Annotated in this window: 19 protein-coding genes and 1 pseudogene; 8 read left to right on the top strand and 12 right to left on the bottom strand. The window is 70.3% G+C overall.

Going from position 1 to position 22,053, the window contains the following annotated elements; all coding sequences use genetic code 11:
* Window positions 1-85: 85 nt before the first annotated feature.
* The 6 genes from AB0C03_RS01995 to AB0C03_RS01970 all read right to left on the bottom strand — a co-directional run bounded on the left by AB0C03_RS01995 (window position 86) and on the right by AB0C03_RS01970 (window position 7,234).
* The gene (locus AB0C03_RS01995; RefSeq protein ID WP_357634463.1) at window positions 86-1,372 is read right to left on the bottom strand and encodes an RNA polymerase sigma factor; all 1,287 of its coding nucleotides are present in this window, start codon (window positions 1,370-1,372) and stop codon (window positions 86-88) included.
* A 3-nt stretch (window positions 1,373-1,375) separates the two neighbouring features.
* A complete protein-coding gene (locus AB0C03_RS01990) occupies window positions 1,376-1,777 on the bottom strand; it encodes a YciI family protein (RefSeq protein WP_030333559.1) in 402 nt (133 codons plus the stop codon).
* 107 nt (window positions 1,778-1,884) lie between these two features.
* Complete coding sequence (locus AB0C03_RS01985) at window positions 1,885-4,020, bottom strand: alpha-galactosidase (RefSeq protein ID WP_357633615.1); 2,136 nt, start codon at window positions 4,018-4,020, stop codon at window positions 1,885-1,887.
* On the bottom strand, window positions 4,017-4,931 hold the full coding sequence (locus AB0C03_RS01980) for a carbohydrate ABC transporter permease (protein WP_357633612.1): 915 nt from the start codon (window positions 4,929-4,931) through the stop codon (window positions 4,017-4,019). The genes AB0C03_RS01985 and AB0C03_RS01980 overlap by 4 nt, the downstream gene beginning before the upstream one ends.
* Complete coding sequence (locus AB0C03_RS01975; RefSeq protein ID WP_030333565.1) at window positions 4,928-5,884, bottom strand: carbohydrate ABC transporter permease; 957 nt, start codon at window positions 5,882-5,884, stop codon at window positions 4,928-4,930. The genes AB0C03_RS01980 and AB0C03_RS01975 overlap by 4 nt, the downstream gene beginning before the upstream one ends.
* A gap of 21 nt (window positions 5,885-5,905) precedes the next feature.
* A complete protein-coding gene (locus AB0C03_RS01970; RefSeq protein ID WP_030333567.1) occupies window positions 5,906-7,234 on the bottom strand; it encodes an ABC transporter substrate-binding protein in 1,329 nt (442 codons plus the stop codon).
* Between the two features lie 283 nt (window positions 7,235-7,517).
* Here AB0C03_RS01970 and AB0C03_RS01965 point away from each other — a divergent pair, with 283 nt between their 5' ends.
* Window positions 7,518-9,509 carry a beta-galactosidase gene (locus AB0C03_RS01965; protein ID WP_210866980.1) on the top strand — a complete coding sequence of 664 codons (1,992 nt, stop codon included), beginning with the start codon at window positions 7,518-7,520 and terminating at the stop codon, window positions 9,507-9,509.
* Between the two features lie 37 nt (window positions 9,510-9,546).
* Entirely contained in the window at window positions 9,547-10,323 is a 777-nt protein-coding gene (locus tag AB0C03_RS01960) for a DeoR/GlpR family DNA-binding transcription regulator (RefSeq protein ID WP_210866995.1), read from the top strand.
* A gap of 141 nt (window positions 10,324-10,464) precedes the next feature.
* Here the strand turns inward: AB0C03_RS01960 and AB0C03_RS01955 are convergent.
* Together AB0C03_RS01955 and AB0C03_RS01950 are read right to left on the bottom strand one after the other, a co-directional pair.
* Window positions 10,465-10,686: pseudogene (locus tag AB0C03_RS01955) on the bottom strand (hypothetical protein); the annotation flags it as partial.
* An 86-nt stretch (window positions 10,687-10,772) separates the two neighbouring features.
* The gene (locus tag AB0C03_RS01950; RefSeq protein ID WP_030333573.1) at window positions 10,773-11,045 is read right to left on the bottom strand and encodes a DivIVA domain-containing protein; all 273 of its coding nucleotides are present in this window, start codon (window positions 11,043-11,045) and stop codon (window positions 10,773-10,775) included.
* Window positions 11,046-11,381: 336 nt separating this feature from the next.
* Here AB0C03_RS01950 and AB0C03_RS01945 point away from each other — a divergent pair, with 336 nt between their 5' ends.
* The 3 genes from AB0C03_RS01945 (at window position 11,382) to AB0C03_RS01935 (ending at window position 13,618) form a co-directional block, all read left to right on the top strand.
* Entirely contained in the window at window positions 11,382-12,251 is an 870-nt protein-coding gene (locus AB0C03_RS01945) for a helix-turn-helix domain-containing protein (protein ID WP_030333575.1), read from the top strand.
* The gene (locus AB0C03_RS01940) at window positions 12,248-12,460 is read left to right on the top strand and encodes a DUF397 domain-containing protein (RefSeq protein ID WP_210858247.1); all 213 of its coding nucleotides are present in this window, start codon (window positions 12,248-12,250) and stop codon (window positions 12,458-12,460) included. The genes AB0C03_RS01945 and AB0C03_RS01940 overlap by 4 nt, the downstream gene beginning before the upstream one ends.
* Window positions 12,461-12,670: 210 nt before the next feature.
* Window positions 12,671-13,618 (top strand): sporulation protein, encoded by a 948-nt coding sequence (locus AB0C03_RS01935; protein WP_030333579.1) that lies wholly within the window; start codon window positions 12,671-12,673, stop codon window positions 13,616-13,618.
* 68 nt (window positions 13,619-13,686) lie between these two features.
* Here AB0C03_RS01935 and AB0C03_RS01930 read toward each other — a convergent pair whose 3' ends face one another.
* Both AB0C03_RS01930 and AB0C03_RS01925 read right to left on the bottom strand, forming a co-directional pair.
* The gene (locus AB0C03_RS01930; protein ID WP_030333580.1) at window positions 13,687-14,058 is read right to left on the bottom strand and encodes a hypothetical protein; all 372 of its coding nucleotides are present in this window, start codon (window positions 14,056-14,058) and stop codon (window positions 13,687-13,689) included.
* 179 nt (window positions 14,059-14,237) lie between these two features.
* Window positions 14,238-16,280, bottom strand: coding sequence for a glycerophosphodiester phosphodiesterase family protein (locus tag AB0C03_RS01925; RefSeq protein WP_357633605.1), 2,043 nt, complete (start codon window positions 16,278-16,280; stop codon window positions 14,238-14,240).
* Between the two features lie 191 nt (window positions 16,281-16,471).
* Between AB0C03_RS01925 and AB0C03_RS01920 the strand changes: the two genes are divergently transcribed.
* Window positions 16,472-16,891 (top strand): hypothetical protein, encoded by a 420-nt coding sequence (locus AB0C03_RS01920; RefSeq protein WP_030333582.1) that lies wholly within the window; start codon window positions 16,472-16,474, stop codon window positions 16,889-16,891.
* An 86-nt stretch (window positions 16,892-16,977) separates the two neighbouring features.
* Here the strand turns inward: AB0C03_RS01920 and AB0C03_RS01915 are convergent, their stop codons facing one another.
* Complete coding sequence (locus AB0C03_RS01915; protein ID WP_357633601.1) at window positions 16,978-19,296, bottom strand: HelD family protein; 2,319 nt, start codon at window positions 19,294-19,296, stop codon at window positions 16,978-16,980.
* 147 nt (window positions 19,297-19,443) lie between these two features.
* Between AB0C03_RS01915 and AB0C03_RS01910 the strand changes: the two genes are divergently transcribed.
* A complete protein-coding gene (locus AB0C03_RS01910; protein WP_210867107.1) occupies window positions 19,444-20,070 on the top strand; it encodes an SGNH/GDSL hydrolase family protein in 627 nt (208 codons plus the stop codon).
* 66 nt (window positions 20,071-20,136) lie between these two features.
* Here AB0C03_RS01910 and AB0C03_RS01905 read toward each other — a convergent pair whose 3' ends face one another.
* Window positions 20,137-21,264, bottom strand: a complete 1,128-nt coding sequence (locus AB0C03_RS01905) for a LolA family protein (protein ID WP_030333587.1) — start codon at window positions 21,262-21,264, stop codon at window positions 20,137-20,139.
* 95 nt (window positions 21,265-21,359) lie between these two features.
* Between AB0C03_RS01905 and AB0C03_RS01900 the strand changes: the two genes are divergently transcribed.
* Window positions 21,360-22,016, top strand: a complete 657-nt coding sequence (locus AB0C03_RS01900) for a response regulator transcription factor (protein WP_030333589.1) — start codon at window positions 21,360-21,362, stop codon at window positions 22,014-22,016.
* Window positions 22,017-22,053 lie beyond the last annotated feature (37 nt).

Here is a 22,053-nt window from a genome sequence, read left to right as displayed (position 1 = left end):
CCCGTGCTCGTTCTCGCTCGTGCTCGTGCCCGTGCCGTGCTCGTTCGGCGAGCGTTCGGCGGGCCGGCCCGCTGAGGCCGATCGGCTACACCTCGGCCTCGACAGCAGCCGGCGGGCCGTCCTCGGACTCGGCGGCCAGTCGGGCCGCCCGCATGGTCAGGTAGAGCTGTTCGGGGCGGCTGCTCGTGCGGGCGGCGGCGGTCCGGTAGTCGGCGATCGCCCGGGCCCGGTCACCGGCCATCTCGTGCAGGTGGGCGCGGGCGGCGGCCAGCCGGTGGTGTCCGGCCAACTGCGGGTCGTGGGTCAGCGCGTCGAGGGCGACCAGGCCGGCGGCGGGACCGTGCACCATGGCCGTCGCCACGGCCCGGTTGAGCGCCACCACGGGGCTGCCGGCGAGGCGTTCCAGCACCTCGTAGAGCGCCAGGATCTGCGGCCAGTCGGTCTGCTCCGTGCTCGGCGCCTCGTCGTGCACGGCGGCGATGGCGGCCTGCACCTGGTACGGGCCGACCGGCCCACGTGGCAGGGCCCGGGTGACCAGTGTGATGCCCTCGGCGATCGCCGCGGCGTCCCAGCGGCTGCGGTCCTGATCGGCCAGTGAGATCAGCTCACCCGAGGGGCCGGTCCGTGCCGGCCCGCGAGCCTCGGTGAGCAGCATCAACGCCAGCAGCCCGGCCGATTCGCTGTCGTTGGGCAGCAGCGTGTGCAGTGCGCGGGTCAGCCGGATCGCCTCCGCCGCGAGGTCGATCCGGCGCAGGTGCGGGCCGCTGGTGCTGGTGTGGCCCTCGGTGAAGATCAGGTAGAGCACCTGCCGGACGGCCACCAACCGGTCCGCCCGTTCCGCCGGCTCGGGCATCCGGAACGGCAGCCCGGATGCCCGGATGCGCTGCTTGGCCCGGCTGATCCGCTGCGCCATCGTCGCCTCGGGCACCAGGAACGCGCGGGCGATCTCGGCGGTGCTCAACCCACCGACAGCGCGCAGGGTCAGCGCCACCGCCGACGTCGGCGCGAGCGCCGGGTGGCAGCAGAGGAAGAGCAGGACCAACGTGTCGTCCCGCTCGGCGGCCAACTCCTCGTCCGGTGCCGGCGCGTACTGCCGGTCGTCCGGGGCCTGCCGGGCGACCAGGTCCTCCCGGCGGCGTCGGGCCTGCTCACCGCGGACCAGCTCGATCATCCGGCGGTAACCGACCTGGATCAGCCAGCCACGGGGGTTCACCGGTAGGCCCTCGGACGGCCACTGGGTGGCGGCGGCCAGCAGCGCCTCCTGCACCGCGTCCTCGGCGGTGGCGAAGTCACCGAAGCGGCGGCTGAGCACGCCGAGGACCTGCGGCGCCAACTCGCGCAGCAGGTCCTCGACGCGGGGCTCGGTGTTCAGCCCTCACAGCTCCGCTGGCGGAGCGGACATCACCGGGTGCACCTCGATCGGCATGTTCAGCGGCCGACCGCCGGGGCCGGGTGCGGTGGAGATGTACGCGGCCACCTCCACGGCCCGCTGCGGGCTCTCGCAGTCGACGATCCAGAAGCCGGCCAGGAACTCCTTCGTCTCGGCGAACGGCCCCTCGGTGACGACCGGCGTCCCGCCCTGACCAGCCCGGACGATCCGGGCCTGCTGCGGGCCACCGAGGCCCTGGCCGTCGACCCACTCCCCGGCGGCGGTGAGCTTGTCGTTGACCTCGCCCATGAAGGCGATGTGCGCCCGCACCTCGTCCTGGGTCCAGGTGTCGATGCTCGGGAAGTCGGCCCCGGCGGCGCTGAACTGCATCAGCAGCATGTACTTCATGGTTGGCTCCTCACGCCCGCGCACCCTCGTCGGTGCTCTCACCCTGAGGTAGAAGCAGGCTCTGCCGTTCTCGACACCCCGGCCACAACTTTTTCCAGAGAATCCTGTCAGCCGATCGCGTCGACCTCCAGCACCAGGCTCTGCTCCGGGTGCAGGGCGGGCAGCTGCACACCCACCCGGGTCAGCGCCGCCCCGCTGAGGGTCACACCCGCCGCCAACCACGCGGGCGCGGACAGGTCGAAGGTCGCCGGGGCTGGTACGTCCGACACCTGCCGCACCCGGTACCGCCGGCCAGGGTCGAGGCCGGGTAGCCGTACCGCGCCGGGAACCTGCGCCACCGAGGTGGTCAGCCGGGCCACCGCGTACACCGCTCGGGTCTGCTCGTGATCGACCACGCCGTGCGCCCAGACGGCCGGGTCCTGGTGGTCGACCCGGACCACCCGGCCGGAGTGCAGCAGCGGGCGCAGCCGCTTGTGCAGTGCCACCCAGGCGGCCAGCTCGGCCTGCTCGGCGATGCTGATCGACGCGATGTCCCACTCGATGCCGTGGTGGCCGAAGAGCGCGGTCGCTGCCCGGAAGCCCAGGTCGTGGACGCGGCGGGTGGTGTGCGAGCGTTCCGGGCCGATGTGGGTGCCGATCAGCTCCGGTGGCAGCAGCAACCCCGTCCAGCGCTGGATGCTGAGCCGCTCCAGGGCGTCGTTGCAGTCGCTGGCCCAGACCCGGTCGGTGCGCGCGAGGATGGCCAGGTCCACCCGGGCCCCACCGGACGAGCAGCTTTCGATCTCCACGCCCGGGTGGCGACCACGCAACTCGTCGAGGAGCCGGTAGACCGCCAGGGTCTGCCCGTGCACCCCGGGGCGGCCGTGGTGCCCGGCCTCGGTGAGGTCCCGGTTCTGATCCCACTTGAGGTACCGGATGCCGGGGTGGTCGGTGAGCAGCGCGTCGAGGCGCTCCCGCACGTAGTCGTACGCCTCGGGGCGGCCCAGGTCGAGCACCTGCTGGTGACGCCAGGCCGGCGGCAGCCGCCCCGGCACGGCGAGCAACCAGTCGGGGTGCGCGCGGAACAGGTCCGAGTCGGGGTTGACCATCTCGGGCTCGACCCAGAGGCCGAACTGGAGACCCTGGCCGGTGACGTGGTCGATCAGCGGTTGCAGGCCGTCCGGCCAGACACCCTCGTCGACGTACCAGTCGCCGAGCCCGGCGGTGTCGTCGCGCCGGCCCCGGAACCAGCCGTCGTCGAGCACGAACCGCTCCACGCCGATCTGCGCGGCCCGGTCGGCGAGTGCCCGCAGGCGGTCCAGGTCGTGGTCGAAGTAGACCGCCTCCCAGACGTTGAGGGTCACCGGGCGGGGGGAACGCGGGTGCCCGGGGCGGGCCCGCAGGTGGGTGTGCAGCACGTCGCTGAGCCCGTCCAGCCCGGCGTCGGACCAGACCGCGTAGAGCAGGGGAGTCTCGTACGACTCGCCGGGGCCGAGCCGGATCTCCCCGGGAGCCAGCAGCTCACCGCCGCCGATCGTCGACTCGCCGGTGGGCCGACGCTCGGCGAACGTGACGTGGTCGCCGCTCCATGCGGTGTGCACCGCCCAGACCTCGCCGTGGCCGAAGTCGAAGCCGCTGGTGCCGGCCACCAGCAGCAGTGTGGCGTCATGCCCGGTACGACCACGCCGGCTCTCGCGGACCCAGGCGCCGTGCTGCCACGGGTGCCGCTGGGGGGACCGTTCCCGGCACCACCGGCCGGTCAGGTCGAGCAGTTCGGTGGCGACCGCCGGCACCGGCAGCACCGGTGTCAGCTCCCGCAGTTCGTACCCGCTGTCGCCGTCGTTGCGCAGCCGGTGCCGGACGGTCAGCAGGCCGTACGGGTCGAGCGTGATCTCGATGGTCACGGTCAGCCCGGCGGCCGGGTCCGAGGCCCGCACTGTCACCCGCGCCGCGCCGGGCCCGCCGTCGCGCACGTCCAACCCGTCGAGGCGGAAGCAGGTGGACCAGTCCCGCCCGTCGCGGTGCCCGGCCAGCCCCGGGCGGCCACTCCAACCCGCGCTGGCCTCCGGCAGCACTGACAGCACCGTCGGTTCGTCGAAGCTGCTCGGCACCACCGGCGGTGCTGTCGCGTCGGTGAGCTGGCGCAGGCCGTCGTCGTCGAGGTCGCCGACGTCGCCGCCCCAGTGCACGACCCGGGGCAGTCCCGGGCCGCGCGCGTCGAGCACCAGGCTGGTCCGCGCGCGGCGCAGGTGCAGGATCGTCATCCTTTGGAGGCTCCCAAGGTCAGGCCCCGGACGAAGTGCCGCTGGAGCATAAAGAAGATCACCAGGGTGGGGATCGCGACGAGCACGCTGCCCGCCGAGACCAGGTTGTTGTCGGTGAAGAACTCGCCGCGCAGGTTGTTCAGCGAGCTGGTCACCGGGAACTTGTCGCCGGTGCGCATGAGGACGGTGGCCCAGAAGAACTCGTTGTAGATCCAGGTCACCTCCAGCGTCGCCAGCGCGGCCAGGGCCGGCCGACACAGCGGCATGGTGACCTGCCAGTACTGCCGCCAGATGCTCGCCCCATCGACCATCGCGGCCTCGTACAGGTCACGGGGCAGCGCCTTCATGTAGTTGCTGAGCACGAAGACGCAGAAACCGCACTGGAAGGCCACGTTGATCAGGATGAGGCCCCAGTAGCTGTCGTAGAGCAGCTCGGAGTCGCTCATGAACTCCGGCAGCGGCACCTCGGTGAACAGCCGGAACAGTGGGATGAGCAGCGCCTGCTGGGGCAGCAGGTTGGCCGCGGTGAAGACCCCCAGCAGGACGAGGTTGAGCTTCCAACTGAACCGGGCGATGACGAACGCCACGCAGGAGGCGAGGAAGAGGGTCAGCAGCACCGCCGGCACGGTGATGTACACCGAGTTGAGGAAGTGCTGCCCGAACTCCGCCGTCCGCCAGGCGGTGACGTAGTTGTCGAAGGTCCAGCCGCCGAACGAGACGTAGCCGTTGCGGGCGGTGTAGTCGTACGAGCGCAGCGAGGTCAGCACCGCCCAGGCGATCGGGAAGAGCCAGGCCAACGAGACGACGATGAGGAAGCCGTGCAGCAGCATCCGCATCGGGGTCAGCGCGCGGCGGCGCGGCGGTGCGTCGGGCTCACTCTCGGTACGCCGGGTGACGGTCGCGGTGCTCATTCCCGGTTCTCCCTCATCACGGTCGCCAGGTAGATGGTGATGAAGACCAGCGAGACGACCAGCATGATCGTCGCCAGGGCCGAGCCGAAACCGATCCGGCTCGCCTCACCCACCACGTTCTGGGTGACCAGCGCGGAGATCAGCTCCAGTCCGTTGCGGCCCTTGTTGACCACCCAGACCAGGTCGAACGCGCGCAGCGACTCGATCACGGTCACCACCAGCACGATGATGTTGATCGGCCGCAGCACCGGGAACACGACCCGGAAGAACGTCCGGCTCTCCGAGGCGCCGTCGACGGCTGCGGCCTCCCGCAGCGACGGATCGACACCCTTCAGGCCGGCCAGGTAGAGCAGCATGATGTACCCGACGTGCCGCCACCCGGAGGCGACCATGACCGCCCAGATGTTGACGTTCGAGTCGCCGTACCAGTCGATGCTGCTACCGAAGGCGGCGTTGATCAGGCCCTGGTCCCGGGAGTAGAGCAGCTGCCAGACGAAGCCGATGAGCGCCAGTGAGAGCACCACCGGCAGGTAGAGCGCGGTCTGGTAGAAGCGGCTGCCGCGCAGTTCCTTGTCCAACAGCACGGCCAGGAACATGCCGAACGGGGTGGCGACCACGAACAGCGTCGCCAGCCAGAGCAGGTTGTTCTGGATCGCCGGCACGAACGGCGGGTAGATGTTCACCACGTCGCTGTAGTTGCGCGCGCCGACGAACTCGATCTCGTTGAGCGGGCCGATGCCGTCCCAGTTGGTGCCGGAGAGCAGCACGGTGGCCGCCGCCGGCAGCCAGACGAACCCGGTGACGAGCAGCAGCGGGACGAGCACCATCAGCGTGATGACCACGCGGTCGGTGCGGGACAGGAGCCGTAGCCGCCGGCGACGGCCACCCGTGGAGGTGGTCGTGGCCGGCGGCGGCACGGCGCGATCCGCTTGGATCAGGGGCAGGTCGGACACGATGTCCTTCCCCTTCCGCCGTCAGTCAGTGAAGATCGACTTTTTCTGGTTCTCGATGGACGAGGTGAGCCCGTCGATGTCCTTGGGGTTCTTGATGAACTGCTGGATCGCCGGGATCATCACCGTGGAGGCGAAGTCCGGCCGGGTGTCCCGGTCGAGGAACTGGGCGATCTCGGTGGCCGACCCGACCAGTTCGGCGGCCTTCTTCTGCAACGCCGTGTAGCCGCCGACGTCCGCGCCACTGTTGGCGACCAGGACGGCGGGGTCGTTCTTGAGGTTGATGTCCGCGGCGGCCTTGCCACCGAAGTACTCCAGCAGCTTGCGCGCGTTGTCCTCGTTCTTGGGCTTGCGGGCCATCATGTAGCCGTCGATCGGGGCGTCCAGCGCCTTGGCGCCGATGGCCGGGTCGATCTCGGGGAAGGTGAAGAAGTCGAGGTCGTCCTGCTCGTCGTTGCTGAACTGCTGACCGACGAAGAGGCCGAGCAGGTACATGCCGCTCTTCTTCTGCTGCAACGACTGCGCGGCCTCCTGCCAGGTGCGGCCGAGGCTGTCGGGCTGGTGCAGGGGGAGCAGGCCGGCCCAGGTGTCGAAGACCTTCTTGACCTTGTCGGAGGTCCAGGCCTCCTTGCCGGCCATCAGGTCGATGTGGAACTGGTAACCGTTGATGCGCAGGTTGAGGATGTCGAAGGTGCCCATCGCCGGCCAGCCGTCCTTGTCGGCGAAGGCGATGGGGATGAGGCCGTCCCGCTTCATCTGCGCGCCGAGCGCGGTGAACTGGTCCAGCGTGGTGGGCACCTGGTAGCCGTGCTGCTGCCACACGGACTTGCGGTAGAACACCGCCCACGGGTAATACGTCGCCGGTACGAAGTACTGTTTGCCGTCGTCGCCGGTCGATGCCTTCTTGAAGGCGTCGGAGAAGCCGGAAAGCTTGCCCCACACGTCGCTGATGTCGCTGGCCAGGCCCTTCTGGGCGAAGAAGCGCATCCGGTAGCCGGCGAACCAGGTGAAGACGTCGTCCGGTTTGCCCTGCAGGTAATTGTTGATGTTTTCCTGGAACGTGTTGTGGTCGACGGTGTTCACCGCGACCTGCACCCCGGACGAGGTCTTGAAGCCGTCGGTGACCTTGACGAGGACCTCTTTCGGCTTCGGATCCGACTGGTTCGAGCCGAGCGACACATCAGTGCTGGACCCGCCGGAGCCGGAGTCGTCGCCGCAGCCGGCGAGCAGTCCGGTGCCGAGCAGCGCGCCCGTGCCGGCCGCCGCGGCCAGCAACGACCGCCGGTTGATGCCGGCGACTGAGGGCGGTACGAGCCGAGCCAGGTACTCGGCTTGGGTTTGGGGACGGGACATCTGTGCCTCCTGCGGATGAAGAGGTGCTACGCCCAAGGGTCATCAGGGTGGTGAAGGCAGGTCCGGCGTCGTGATCACACATTGAGATCCACCGAGAATCCACATTGGCGAACACGAACGGCCATTGGGGCCTCAAGCTACCCTGCGGTCGTGTGCTGTCAAGAGGGCTGTTCGCCTCTGATAACCCAGTCGTGACACGGCCGTTACCTGGTAAACGTTGGAAAGAATCTCGATGTTGGAACCTGTTGACTTCCGTGGACCGGCGGGTGCACCCTCAGCTGTCATGCGGCGATGGCAGGGTGACAGCATCTATTTCGGTGGCGACTACAACCCCGAGCAGTGGCCCGAGGAAACGTGGTCGGAGGACATCGACCTGATGCGCCGGGCCGGGGTCAACCTGGTCTCCGTCGGCATCTTCTCCTGGGCCCTGCTGGAGCCCAGCGCGGGGCGCTTCGAGTTCGGCTGGCTGGACCGGGTGCTGGACCTGCTGCACGACGGCGGCATTCAGGTCGACCTGGCCACCGCCACGGCCAGCCCACCGCCGTGGTTGGCGCGCGCGCACCCGGAGACGCTGCCCCGCCGGGCCGACGGCGCGATCCTCTGGCCCGGTGGACGACAGGCGTACTGCCCCAGCTCCCCGGTGTTCCGTGAGCGCTCCCTGGAGCTGGTGCGCGCTGTCGCCGGCCGGTACGCCGAGCATCCCGCGGTGGTGATGTGGCACGTCTCCAACGAACTGGGCTGCCACAACGTGCACTGCTACTGCGACGTCAGCGCCGAGGCGTTCCGCGGCTGGCTGCGCGAACGCTACGGCGACCTGGACCGGCTCAACGACGCCTGGGGCACCGCGTTCTGGAGCCAGCGCTACGGCGACTGGGCCGAGATCAACCCACCGCGCACCGCGCCGACCTTCGCCAACCCCACCCAGCAGTTGGACTTCCTGCGGTTCTCGTCCGACGAGCAGCGCGCCCAACTCCGCGCCGAGCGCGAGGTGCTGCAGGCGTTGGTCCGGCAGCCGATCACCACCAACTTCATGATCGGCCTGGGCGACAGGCACATGGACTACCACTCCTGGGCGTCCGACGTGGACCTCGTCTCCAACGACCACTACCTGACCGCCGCCGACCCGCAGGCGCACCTCGGGCTGGCGTTCGCCGCCGACCACACCCGGGGTGTTGCCGGCGGCGACCCGTGGTTGTTGATGGAGCACTCCACCAGCGCTGTCAACTGGCAGCCGCGCAACGTCGCCAAGCTGCCCGGGCAGCTGCGCCGCAACAGCCTCGCGCACGTCGCCCGCGGCGCCGACGGGGTGCTCTTCTTCCAGTGGCGCGCCTCCCGGGCCGGCGCGGAGAAGTTTCACTCCGCGCTGGTGCCGCACGCCGGGCCGGACACGAAGGTGTTCCGCGAGGTCTGCCGGCTCGGCGCGGACCTCAAGGCCCTCGCGGAGGTACGCGGCAGTCGGGTGGACGCGGACGTGGCGATCCTGTTCGACTGGGAGGCGTGGTGGGGAGTCGAGTTGGACTCACACCCCAGCGTCGACGTCACCTACACCGACCGGCTGAACGCCCTGTACGGCTCGCTCTGGCGTGCCGGCGTGACCGCCGACGTCGTCCACCCGTCGGCCGACCTCAGTGGCTACCGGCTGGTCCTGGTGCCGACCCTCTACCTGGTCAGCGACGCCGACGCCGACGCGCTGCACCGGTACGTCGAGGCCGGCGGCACCGCCGCGGTCACCTACTTCAGCGGCATCGTGGACGCCAACGACCACATCCGGCTGGGCGGCTACCCGGGCGCGTTCCGCGAGCTGCTCGGCATCCGGACCGAGGAGTTCTTCCCGCTGCGCGAGGGTGAGCGGGTCCGACTCGACGACGGCAGCACCGCCGACGTGTGGACCGAGTGGCTGCACGTCGAGGGCGCGGAGGTGCTCGCCTCGTACACCGATGGGCCGTTGCCCGGCGTGCCGGCGCTGACCCGGCACCAGGTGGGCGACGGCGCCGCCTGGTACGTCGGCACCCGGCTGGACGAGCCGGCCACGGACCGCCTGGTGGCCCGGCTGCTCACCGAGGCCGGCGTCCGCCCGGCGGTGTCGGCGCCGCCCGGGGTGGAGGTGGTCCGCCGCCGCGACGGCGACCGGAGCTGGCTCTTCGCGATCAACCACACCGACACGGAGGTGCGCCTGCCGGCGCACGGCGTCGAGCTGCTCAGTGGCACACCGTGTGCCGGTGAGCTGACGGTGCCGGCCGGTGAGGTGGCTGTCATCCGTGAGGATCGGCAGTGATCCGTACGACCGGCACGGCGCGAAGGAGGTTCCCCACATGCTCGCCCAGCAGCGGCAGACCGCCATCCTCGATCTGATCCGCCAACGTGGCGGGGTGCGGGTGAGTCAGCTGGTCAGCCGGTTCGGTGTGTCCGACATGACGATCCGCCGTGACCTGGAGGTGTTGGCCGAGCGCGGCCTGGTCGACAAGGTGCACGGCGGGGCGACCCTGGCCGGGCCGGGCTCCGCCGAGGAACCCGGCTTCGCCGCGAAGTCGATCCGCCAGCAGGCGGAGAAGCGGGCCATCGCCGAGCGGGCCGCGACAATGGTGGAGCCGGGGATGGCCATCGCGCTCTCCGCCGGCACCACCACCGCCGCGCTGGCCACGCTCCTGTCCGACGTACGCGGGCTGACCGTGGTGACCAACTCGATCCCGGTGGCCGACGCGCTGTACCAGAACCCGCGCGCCGACCAGACCGTCGTGTTGACCGGCGGCATCCGTACCCCGTCGGACGCGTTGACCGGGCCGGTGGCCGAGGCGGCGATCAGCGCGCTCAACGTCGACCTGCTGTTCCTCGGGGTGCACGGCCTGAGCCCACGCACCGGCTTCACCACGCCCAACCTGCTGGAGGCCGGGGTCAACCGGTGCCTCATCGGCGCGGCCCGCCGGCTCGTGGTGCTCGCCGACCACACCAAGTGGGAGACGATCGGCATCGCCACCATCGCTCCCCTGGAAGCCGCCGACGTACTGATCACCGACGCCGGGCTGCCCGCCGAGGCCCGCACCACGATCGGCGAACAGGTCGGCGAGCTGGTCATCGTCAACGCGGCCTGAAGCCCTCGCGCCGCTCTCGCCCCACGCCGTCGATCTTGCGCTTTCGGACGTCGATATGCCTGTATTGCCCTTTAAGTCGCCACAGAAAACGCAAGATCGCGGAAAGCGGGGTGGGGCCCGAGCGCCTCGCTGGCTGTCGTTGGGCAGGCAGGCTCCAGCGTGGTCGGCCTGCCGCGCGCAGCGGCGGCGATCGGGCATGAGCCGGTCGCAGAAGACCCAATGTCGTACGTGCTGCGCGTCCTCGGCCGACACCGTGATGCCGCCGACGTCGACCTGCGGCGTGGAGGCCAGCGACCGGGCGATGGTCCGCGCCAGGTCCGCTGCCTCGGCCAGGTCGGTGACCGCCACCGGCAGGTGGATCACATGCCGAGGCTCCTCCGTGTACGCCTCGAGAGCGAACCGCGGCAACGGCGTGAAGAGCCCGCTGTACTGATGCTCCCATCCCGGGCTCACGGCTGACGCCGCTCGGACCAGGTGCTCTGCCAGTCGCGCAGCGCTCGCTTCACCCGGGCGTTCTCCTCGCTGAGTCGAGCCACATCATGGTGCAGCGTCGCCAGGTCGAGCGCGACGCGGTGCAGGAACCGTCGTACCTCTGCGGGGTCCACGCCTCGTCGGCCGAAACCGACGACGGTGAACTGCCGGTCGCGGACCTGGCTCGGGTGCAGCCGAGCCAGCCGAGCGCCGCCGTGGGGCGTGCCGTCGTAGAGCGTCCCTCGGGTCATTCATCACCTCGCGCGTCGTCGACCGATGGGCGGGTCAGGGTCGCGAAGGCGCCCTGGGCCGTGGTAGTTATTCGTTCAAGTCGGTTCGGAGCCGGGATTCGCACATCCCGACGCTCTAGTTGAGACCCGACGAGAGCCGGTATGCGCCTGCCACTCGCGAAGCCGTCTCTCGTCACCTTCTCGGCTGTTGGCACAGCCGCGGTTGCCGTGTTTGCACCGGGCGTCCCCGGGGGCCGGCGATCACCCTCACCCGAAGGCCACGTTTCCCGTGGCGCCGGAATTGGTGCAACGACACCAACAAAATTCGTCTTGAGGGTCCGCGAGGAGAGGTGCACCATGCCCGCCAGGCGTGAATCGTTCGTGCAGACGCTGCGTGCTCAGTGGCTCGGTCAGCAGATGCGGCAGCTGAGGGAGCAGCGCGGCATCACGCTCAAGCAGGCCGCGGAGTTCCTGGAGCGCGACTTTTCGTCCATTGCCCGCTGGGAGCGCGCCGAGTGGCCGTTCCGGCGTGGAGTCGTCGTGTCGCTGCTCGACCTCTACGGCGAGCACGACGGGCGCGAGCGGAATCGCTTCATCCAGCTTGCCGAGGATGCGTGGCGAACGGATCGATGGGACGACGACTATGACGAGCTGGTCGATGCCTCATTCATCGATTTCCCGTGGCTGGAGAGTAGGGCCGAGCGCATCTACTCGTGGGATGCCTTTCTCGTGCCGGGCCTCATGCAGACGCCGGCTTACGCGGAGGCAGTGATCCGCAACGCGGAAGGGGAAGGCGCGACAGAATTCTCGGTCGGCAAGTGGCTACAGCTCCGGATCGACCGTCAACGTGTGCTGACGCGAGACCCGGCTGTCCGGGTGGCGGCGATCATCGATGAAGCCGTACTGCGCCGCCCCGTCGGTGGCACTGCCGTGATGCGCGGCCAACTCCACCACCTGGGCGACCTGATTGGAAAACCGAACATTGACATTCGCGTGCTGCCATCACGGGTGGGGCTGCACGCCGGTCTCGATGGCTCGTTCGTACTCTTCGGGATGCCCAAGCCATACCCGGAGGTCGCCTATGCCGAGACGCTGGGCGGGCGCCGCTTCATGGAATCTCCCACGTCGAAGCGCTACGCGCTTGCGTACGATCGGCTTCGTGGTGTCGCGTTGGGTCGGCGCGAGGCGGCCGAGCTGATCGCGGAGATCAAGGAGGGACTGCCATGAGTGAAGCCTTACCCGCGGTGGCCTGGCACGTCAGCAGCCGGAGCAACAGCAACGGTGGTAGCTGCGTCGAGGCGGGGCCGGTTCTGGACGGTTCCGGTCGAGTGGCGGTGCGGGACAGCAAGGATCGCGCGGCGGCGACCCTCGTCTACCCGGCGGGCGGGTGGATGGCGTTCGTCGACGGGGTGAAGGACGGCGATTTCGCGCCCTGATGCGTGATCGAGGTCGACCGCCTGAATCGTTTGCGGCATCAGCTCCACAGGCTCGCCACCAGTCAATTGGCTCGGCCTGCTCCCGAAACGCCACGCCGGCGGAGCGTCGCGCGGCGCTTCACAGCCATCTCACAGGGGTGCTGGATAGGGTGCCGGTCGAGTCAACGTCCGACTCCAGCGTGGAGCGGTCGGCGTCGCACAGGAGTTCCGATGGTCTTCAAGAAGATGTTGAGCGCGTTCGGTGTGGGCGGTCCCAGCGTGGACACCGTGCTGACCAACCCCAACACCCGGCCCGGCCTGACCCTCGACGGGCAGGTGAACCTCGTCGGTGGCGACGCTGAGGCAGCCATCGAGCAGGTGGTGATCGGCCTGGTCACCCGGGTCGAGGTCGAAGGACACGACACCGAGTACGCGGGCACGATGGAGTTCCACCGCATGGCGGTCAGCGGGTCGTTCGTCCTCGCCCCGAAGCAGCAACTCTCGCTCCCGTTCCAGATGCCGGTGCCGTGGGAGACCCCGATCACCGACGTGTACGGGCAGCGCCTGCGCGGCATGACGATGGGTCTGCGCACCGAGCTGGCCATCGCCCGTGCTGTCGACAAGGGCGACCTGGACCACGTGGCGGTGCACCCGCTGCCGGTGCACGAGCGGATCCTGGAGGCGTTCCAGCGCCTCGGTTTCCGGTTCAAGAGCGCCGACCTGGAGCGCGGTCACATCCGGGGCGTGCAGCAGACCCTGCCGTTCTACCAGGAGATCGAGTTCTTCGCCTCCCCGCAGTACGCGAGCACGATCAACGAGGTCGAGCTGACCTTCGTGACCAGCCAGCGCGGTGTGGAGGTCATCCTGGAGTGCGACAAGCGCGGCGGGTTCCTCAGCGCCGGGCACGACGCGTTCGGCCGCTACCAGGTGTCGCACACCGACGTCGACCGGGTGGACTGGGCGCAGGTCGTCGACGGTTGGCTGCGCGAGACCACGTCCCGCTACGGCAGCCTGCGCTCGCAGTACGGCCCGAGTCACGGGCACGGTCACAGCCGCGGGCACGGCATGGGCGGCATGGTCGCCGGTGCGGCGCTCGGTGTCGCCGGCGGCATGATCGCCGGCGAGATGATCGAGGACGCGTTCGAGGGGGACTTCGGCGACTTCGGTGGCGACGAGTAGCCGTTCGACACGCGACGACGGTGGCCTCCGGGAGATCCTCCCGGAGGCCACCGTGCACTGTGAACCGGTCAGTGCCGGGCCTTGCGCTCCTCGCTGCTGCGCCAGTTGCTGCCGGCCTTGGCCAGACCACGGCTACCGAGGTAGCCCAGCGTCAGCAGGGTGATCAGGAACCAGGCATTGTCGGCCCGGAAGATGTCCACTCCCGCGGAGTTCTGACCGACGACCTGCGACGCGCCCAGTACGGCGGCCACCGCGATCAGGTAGATCCAGAACTCGGTGGTCTTGAACGCCTGCTTGGTCTCCGTACCAGGTGCCTGCATGTCGTTCCGACGCCCGTCGTGCATGACCGGCATCTGCTGCGTCTCTCGCATCGCAGCGGGATTCTGCGGGTCGTTCATGGGCCGGTTCATCGGCCGGGTGGAAGCAGCCTGCGTGCTCATCTGGTCCTCCTCAGGATGCGATGAGTCGTACCTGCATTCCCTCGCCCCGCTACCGCGTGTCGGCCACGGCACGGTTCGCTTTCGTGGCGGGGACAACCCCCGACTACCCGAGGCCCCGGAGCAGGTAACACCGATCGCCGGCCGGAAAAATCCGGCCGGCGATCGGGTGGTTCGGCGGGTCAGCGCAGGCCGTTGCGAATGGCCACGCGTACCAGAAGGTCCGGGTCGTCGGTGATGATGCCGTCGACGCCGAGGTCGATGACCCGCTGCATCACCGTCGCGTCATCGACGGTGTACGGGATCACCTTCAGGCCGTCGCGCGTCTGCAGCGTACGAACGTCCGGTCCGTGGAAGTATGCCGGGTTCTCCCGCAGGTACCAGTCGGCGGACGCGACGGTGCCCTGCTTCGGGTCGTGCACCTGCCAGTTGGCGGACACCGTGCCAGCGCCGGCGGCCCGGGTCAGCTTGCCGAGGTCCTGGTACTTCCACCAGTCCAGCCCACCGGTCCACGGGCTCTTCACCGCCGGGTTGCCGTAGACCGCCTGCAGCGAGCACTCGTCGGCGAGGGTCGTGCACTCCTCCGGGCCGTACTGCCAGACCAGGGCGACGGTGCCGATCCGCCGGTCGAGCTGCCGTGCGTAGGTGATGGTGCGCCAGTCGAACGACTGGATGGTGGCCCGCTTGGTGAAGCCGGCCCGCTGGATCGCGTCGACGAGCTTGCGGGTGAAGCTGCGGTACGGCTCGGTGTCGTTCACCACCGGGCTGATCTTCGTTTCGATGTTCATGCCGATGTCGGTGCGGCCACTGGCCTTCACCAGGGCGAAGACCTCGTCCAGGGTCGGGATCCGGGCACCGGGCGCGGGCACCTGGGCGGGCAGCTCGGGCAGCGTCTTCGTGCCGCAGTCGACGGTCTTGAGCTGCGCCAGGGTCAGCTCGTGCACCGGCTTGCCCACGTACGGGAACATCCGGTCACCGGGGCGCACCGGCTTGGTGTCGACGCAGTGCGACCCGTTGACGGTGCGATCGTGCAGCACCACGAGCTTGCCGTCGGCGGTCACGCCGGTGTCCAGCTCCAGCGTGGAGATGGCCCGGTTGGAGAGCGCGTTCGAGAACGCCGGCAGGGTGTTCTCCGGCCGGGTGGCCCGACCGCCCCGGTGCGCCTGGATGTCGAACGGCGCGGCGTACGCCTTCGGCAGCCGGTAACCGCGCTGCGCCAGCACGCCGCGCAGCCGGTCCGGGTAGTCGGTGATGATGCCGTCCACGCCGTCGTCGATCAGCTTGGTCATGGTCGGCACGTCGTCGACCGTCCACGGGATCACCTTGATCCCGTACCGGTGCGCCCGGTCGACCATCTCCTTCGTGACGTACGGCTGGTAGCCCGGGTCGGTGACGGTGCCGTTCTGCGGCATGCCGTGCACCGGCGAGAAGGCACTGGCGCCGAAGCTGCGGATCGCCGTGATCGGGTCGCCACCGAAGTCGTCGATGTCCAGCCCACCCAGCCAGGGCGAGGCACCCGGCTGGCCGGTCTGCAGGAAGTCGTAGTTGGTCAGGGCCACCAGCGGCAGCTTCGGCTCGACCTGACGCATGCGCATCAGCGCACCCCAGTCGAAGCTCTGGATGGTCACCTGCTTGAGCAGCCCGGCGGCGCGGACCTCGGCAGCGGTGACCCGGACGAACTGCTCGCGGGGGGCGGTCTCGGTCGGCGCGCCCGCCTCGACCTTGGTTTCGACGTTGAGCTTCACGTCCTTCGCGCGGTACCGGTTGACCAGCGCGAAGACCTCACGCAGCAGCGGCATCCGGGCACCCGGGACGGCGAGCTGGCCGGGCTTGTCCGACAGCGTCTTCGAGCCGCAGTCGAGCGAGCGTACCTGGGCCACGGTGAGCGTGTTGATGTACTTCCCGACGTACGGAAACTCCGGGTCGCCGGGCGTCACCGGGCTGGTGTCCACGCACTTGGCGCCACTGATCTTCCGGTCGTGGGTGACGACGGCCTGGCCGTCCTCCGTGATCTGCACGTCCAGTTCGAGGGTGCTCACCCCGAGTTGGAGGGCGTTGCCGAAGGAGGCGAGGGTGTTCTCCACCCGCAGCCCGAGGCCGCCCCGGTGGGCCTGCACGTCGAATGTCCGGTCCGGTCGCGGCTTCGCCTGGGCGGGCACCGCGAGCCCGGTCGTCACCGTCGCGGCCACCAGGGCCGCGACGGCGGTACGGCGTACTGTGCGCACGCTGTCATCCCCTCCTGCCGGCGGGCACCTCCCACCGGTCGCGGGACAGCATGGACATCTCGGGCTGCGGGCAGGCGGCCAGCGGGCGGCGCGACGGTGAACCGCCGTGGACGACCTCCCGGTCACACCGGGTTTGGTCGGCCGGCCCTCGGGCACGCAGTCAGTTCCACAGCTTCTGCGAGGTGATGGACGTGCGTGAGGACGACATGCGGCAGGACGCCGCCCGCGAGGCCGAGGACCGGATCGCCGGCGGCGTGTACGGCAAGGGCGCCCTCGACGAGGTGACGGTGCCCCGCACCGATGTGGAGAGTCAGATCCAACGCGATGACCCGTTCGACCCCGCGAAGGAACGGATCGACCCACAGGTGCTGCGCGACGGTGGCCCGGTCGGCGGGCAGGGCGCGGTGACCACCACCGGTGGCACCGCCGGGCCGGCGAGCGTACGCCGGGTGGCGCGACAGCCGGAACGACACCCGGGCACTGTCGCCCCGACGACGACCGGCGACGCCACCACCGGCGGCCTCAGCACGCCGAGCGGCGGTGGCACCAGCGACCAGTCCACGTCCGCAACGGGCCCGGCAAAGTCCATCAGGGACAAATCCAACGACTAACCCCACCCACCCGCCCCCTTGGCGGCGTGATCATGAGGTTGACGTGGCTGACAGAGATCACAGTCCACGTCAACCTCATGATCGACTCAGAGAGTGGGTGTGGGGGTGGGCGTGGGGGTTGGGCGGAGGACTCCTAGGCGTTGGGTGGCGCGGGTCAGGGCCACGTACAGGTCGCTGCGCCCGCGGGGGGACTCGGCCACCATCCGGTCCGGGTCGACCACCAGCACCGAGTCGAACTCCAACCCCTTGGCCTGTGCGACGGTCAGCACCACCACCCGGCTCTCCAGCTCCGGGTGCTCGCCGACGGCGGCCTCCGGCAGGGCCGCGGTGACCGCCGCGCCCAACTCGCCCACCCGGCCGGCCGGCACCAGCACCCCGAGCCGACCCTCGGTCAGCCCGGCGGCCTCCCGGGTCACCTCGGCCACCAACTCCGCAGCCAACCGCCCGTCGGGCACCGCCCGGTCCCACGGGGGTACGCCGCTCTCCCGCACCGAGCGCGGCGGCCGCAGCGCCGGGTCGATCTCGGCCAGTACGTCGGCGGCCACCGCCATGATCTCGGCGGGGGTGCGGTAGCTGACCGTCAACTCGGTGAGCCGCCACCGCTGCTCGACGTACGGGGCGAGAGCGTCCGCCCAGGACGGTGTGCCGCTGAGCGCGCCGGTCTGGGCGACGTCCCCGACGATCGTCATCGACCGGCTCGGGCAGCGGCGCATCAGCAGTCGCCAGGCCATCGGCGACAACTCCTGCGCCTCGTCCACGATCACGTGGCCGAACGCCCAGGTGCGGTCGGCGGCGGCCCGTTGCGCGGTGGTCAGCCGGTCGCTCTCCTCCTGCCGCTCCAGCAGCCGGTCCGCGTCGATCAGGTCGGTGACGCCGAGGATCTCACCGCCCTCGGCCTCGTCCTCGACGTCGATCGAGCGGGAACCCCTGGCGATCTCGAGCACGCCCTCGGCGTACTCCCGTTCCATCATCCGGATGCGGTCCCGCCGGGCGGCGGCGGCACGTTCGTCCTCGCCGAGCAGTTCGGCCGCCTCGTCGAGCAGCGGAACGTCGGCGGGGGTCCAGCCACCGCGCTCGCGCCGCAGCAGCGCCCGTTCGTCAGCGGTGAGCATCGGCGCGGCGGCGGCGATCCGGTCCGGGTCGGCGTACAGGTCGGCGAGCAGCCGCTGCGGTGTGAGCACCGGCCACAGCTGGTCGAGGGCGGCCCGGATCTCCGGTTCCTCGCGCAGTTCCCGCCGGATCTCGGCCCGGTCCGCCTCGTCGAGGAGGTTGTCCCCGCCGAGCGGGTCGGCGCCGATCCGTTCGGCCACCTGCTCGGCGAGCGCGTGCACGATCTCCACGTCGAACAGCGCGCGGGCCAGGTTGTGCGGTCGGTCGGTGCGGCGGACCCGGTCGCGGGCGGCGCGCACGATCTCCGGGTCGAGGGTCAGCGTCTCCCGCTCGACCTCGATCTCCAGTGGCTCGTCCGGCACCCACTGCCGGTCCCGCACGGCCAGCGCCAACACCTCGGCCAGCACCGCCCGGCCCTTGAGCGCCGCGGTCTCGGCCGGCTCGGACCGTTGGGCGCTCACCCCGGGAAAGAGATCACCCTGGGTACGCAGCAACACACCAGTCTCGGCCAGTGTCGGCAGCACCTGGGAGATGTACCGCAGGAAGGTCGCGTTCGGGCCGACCAGCAGCACGCCCCGGCTGGAGAGTTCGCGGCGGTGCGTGTAGAGCAGGTACGCCGCCCGGTGCAACGCGACAGCGGTCTTGCCGGTGCCGGGGCCGCCCTGGACCACCATGACGCCCGGGAGTTCCGCGCGGATGATCTCGTCCTGTTCGGCCTGGATGGTCTCGACGATGTCGCGCATCCGGCCGGTGCGGCCGGCGTTGAGCGCGGCGAGCAGCGACGCCTCACCGGTCAACTCCTCGTGGGCGCCGGGGGAGGCGCTGTCGATGTCGAGCACCTCGTCGTTGAGCCCGGTCACCTTGCGCTGGCGGGTACGCAGGTGCCGGCGACGGCGTACGCCCTGCGGGTTGGCGGCGGTGGCGAGGTAGAACGGTCGAGCGGCGGGGGCGCGCCAGTCCATCAGCAGCGGGTCGTAGTCACCGGTGGTGTCGAAGATGCCGATCCGGCCGATGTAGCGGCGGGAGTCGTCGTCGCCGTCGAGACGGCCGAAGCAGAGCCCGTTCTCCACGGCGGAGAACTGTTCGACCTGATCGGCGTACATCGCTACCGAGCTGTCGCGCTGCGAGCGGTCCTGGAGGGTTCCGCCGGTGTGGTGCAGCTCGGCGGTGAGTCGGTGGGCGGCCTGCTCACGCAGCTCGTCCAGCCGGTGGTAGAGCATCGAGACGTACTCCTGCTCGCGACCGATCTCGTCGTCGAGCGGCAATTCGCCGGAACCGCCGGAGTGCCTTGACAAGCCGTCTCCCTAAAGATTAGAATCCTTTGCAGGAACGGCTTTTAGCCGTTCTTTTTTGTGCCCTTCGAACTGTTGAAGATAGCGCGTTCCGCCGGTTCTCACCAAGCCGGGCGGTCCGGCGCGCCGGTGATCGCGAGGTGGCGGCGGATGATCCTGCGGACCGGCCAACGGGTGGTCTTCATCGGGGACAGCATCACCGATTGTGGTCGACGCGACACCGCAGCGCCGTACGGCAGCGGATACGTGAGCCTGGTGCGCGCCCTGGTCGACGCCCGGCACCCCGAGCTGGAGGTGGAGTGGATCAACCGGGGTGTGAGCGGCGACACCGTGCGCGACCTGGCCGCCCGCTGGGACGCCGACGCCATCGCCGAGCGCCCCGACTGGCTCGCGGTGCTGATCGGGATCAACGACATCTGGCGGCGCTACGGTGACCGCCCGGATGAGGCGGTTGGCATCGACGAGTACGAGCGCACCCTGCGTGACCTGCTGCGTCGGGCGGTCACCGGCACCGGCTGCCGACTGATCCTCGGCGACCCGTTCCTCATCGAGGCGGACCGCACCGATCCGCAACGCGCCGACACCGACCGGTACGCGGCGGTCGTGGCCGCGCTCGCCGCCGAGTTCGACGCGGTGCACGTGCCCAACCAGGCGGCGTTCGACCGGGTGCTGGCGGTGAGTCCCGCGACGCGCTGGGCCGACGACCGGGTCCACCCGTACCTGCCCGGCCACGCGGTCCTCGCCGACGCTTACCTCAGCGCCCTCGGCGTCTGCTGACCCGCCCGCGCGCACGGTGAAGCGCCGGGCCGACCGTCAGGTCGACCCGGCGCGAACACGCGGAGATCAGCCGCGGGCGGCCTGGTAGAGCCGCTCCGGCGTCACCGCTCCGGCGAGTACCCGGCCGTCGTCGGTGAGCAGCACGGTGAACAGTCTGGTGCTGAAGAGTCGACCGCTGCCCCAGTCACCACTGACGGCGGGCAGCCCGCCGAGCAGCTTCGACACGTCCACGTCGGGTGCGGCGCCGGCCGGGGGAGTGGCGGGTTTCCCAGCGGCGGGCCCGCCGTCGAGCGCACCGTCCAGGCGGGCGACCAGCACGGTGGTCCAGCCGTCGCCGACCGCACGGACCTGCGGGTCCGCCGCTGGCTTCACGTGACCGGGCTTGCCCGCCGGCCGTTCGGCCTTCTCCTCGGTGACCGTCACCCCGGGCGGCGGGTTGAAGGTGAACTGGTCGGCGTCAGGGCGGCGGTAGTCGACCTGGGTGAAGGCCACCTCGAACGCCGGTTGGTCACTGCCCTTCGCGAGCACCTCGAAGCGCAGCGGCACGTGCTGCTTGGCGTCGATGGCGATCCGCAGCTGGTGCACCAGCGAGTCCTGGTCACGCGGCTGGAGCACCAGCTCGTACGAGTCCCGGCCGGCAACGGTGGCCGAGCGGCCGACGCTGACCTCGGTGCTCGGGTCGATCGCGCCCAACGCCAGGTCGGCGGCCTGCTGCGGGGTGGCCGGCAGGCTCGCTGCCGGTTCCGGAGCGGGCTTGAACGCCCCGGCCTTGTCGCCCAACGCGCGGTGCGTGGCGGTGTTGGTGCGGCTCTGCCAGGTCCACAGATCCCGGCCGTTGCGGATCACGTCCTGCTCGCCGAGGGTGTCCAGCAGCGCGACCCGCTGCTTGTCCGGCCCGGAGTACCAGACCCGCAGGGTGTGTGTGCCGGTCAGCATGGTGGTCAGCTCGTTGCCGGGGAGCAGCCCGACCAGTGGTGGCAGGCCGAGGTCGGCGCGCTGCACGACGGTCCCGGACAACCCCTCCAACCGGGATGTCTGCAGGTCGACGAGGAGCTGGGCGGCGGTGCGGGGCGGCAGACTCGGCTCGGCCTCGGCGGCGAACGTGCCGATCGCCGCGCCACCGCCGATGACGGCGACGGCCGCGGTGGCCGGGACCAGCCAGCGCAGGACGGGACGGCTTCTCAGGACGGACATGGTGGCACCTCCTGCGCCCATCCTGCCCCCTCACTGCTGTGAACGCGCTGAGGACACCGAACGGGGTTGATTGACCCGGGTGGCACCCTTGAGTGGTGCGCGTGCTGGTGGTGGAGGACGAGGCCCGGTTGGCGGCTGCCCTGCAACGCGGCCTGCAGGCCGAGGGGTTCGCGGTGGATGTGGCGGGGACCGGCCCGGCCGGCCTGGACGCGGCCCGGCACGGCGGGTACGACGCGATGATCCTCGACGTGATGCTGCCCGGCCTCTCCGGGTACGAGCTGGTCCGGCGGCTGCGTGCGGAGGAGCACTGGTTGCCGGTGCTGATGCTCTCCGCCAAGGACGGCGAGTACGACCAGGCCGACGGCCTCGACTGCGGCGCCGACGACTATCTGACCAAGCCCTTCTCGTACGTGGTGCTGCTGGCCCGGCTGCGGGCGTTGCTGCGTCGGGGCGCACCGGAGCGTCCGACCGTGCTGGCGGTCGGCGACCTGCGGCTGGACCCGGCCCGGCGGCGGGTGACCCGGGCGGACGCCGAGGTGACGCTGACCGCGCGGGAGTTCGCGCTGCTGGACTACCTGATGCGCCGGCCGGGTCAGGTGATCTCCAAGATCGAGTTGTTGGACCACGTCTGGGACGCGAGCCTGGAGACCGCGCCGAACGCCGTCGAGGTGTACGTCGGCTATCTGCGCCGCAAGCTCGGCCGGGACCGGCTGGAGACGGTCCGGGGTGCCGGCTACCGGTTGGCCACGTGACGTCGGACGGCCCGGCACCCACCGGTCGGGCCCGGCC

Source organism: Micromonospora parva, assembly GCF_040649675.1.
Classification (GTDB): domain Bacteria; phylum Actinomycetota; class Actinomycetes; order Mycobacteriales; family Micromonosporaceae; genus Micromonospora; species Micromonospora parva.
Note: the sequence above shows the minus strand (reverse complement) of the source record. Positions and strands in the feature narration are given on the sequence as shown.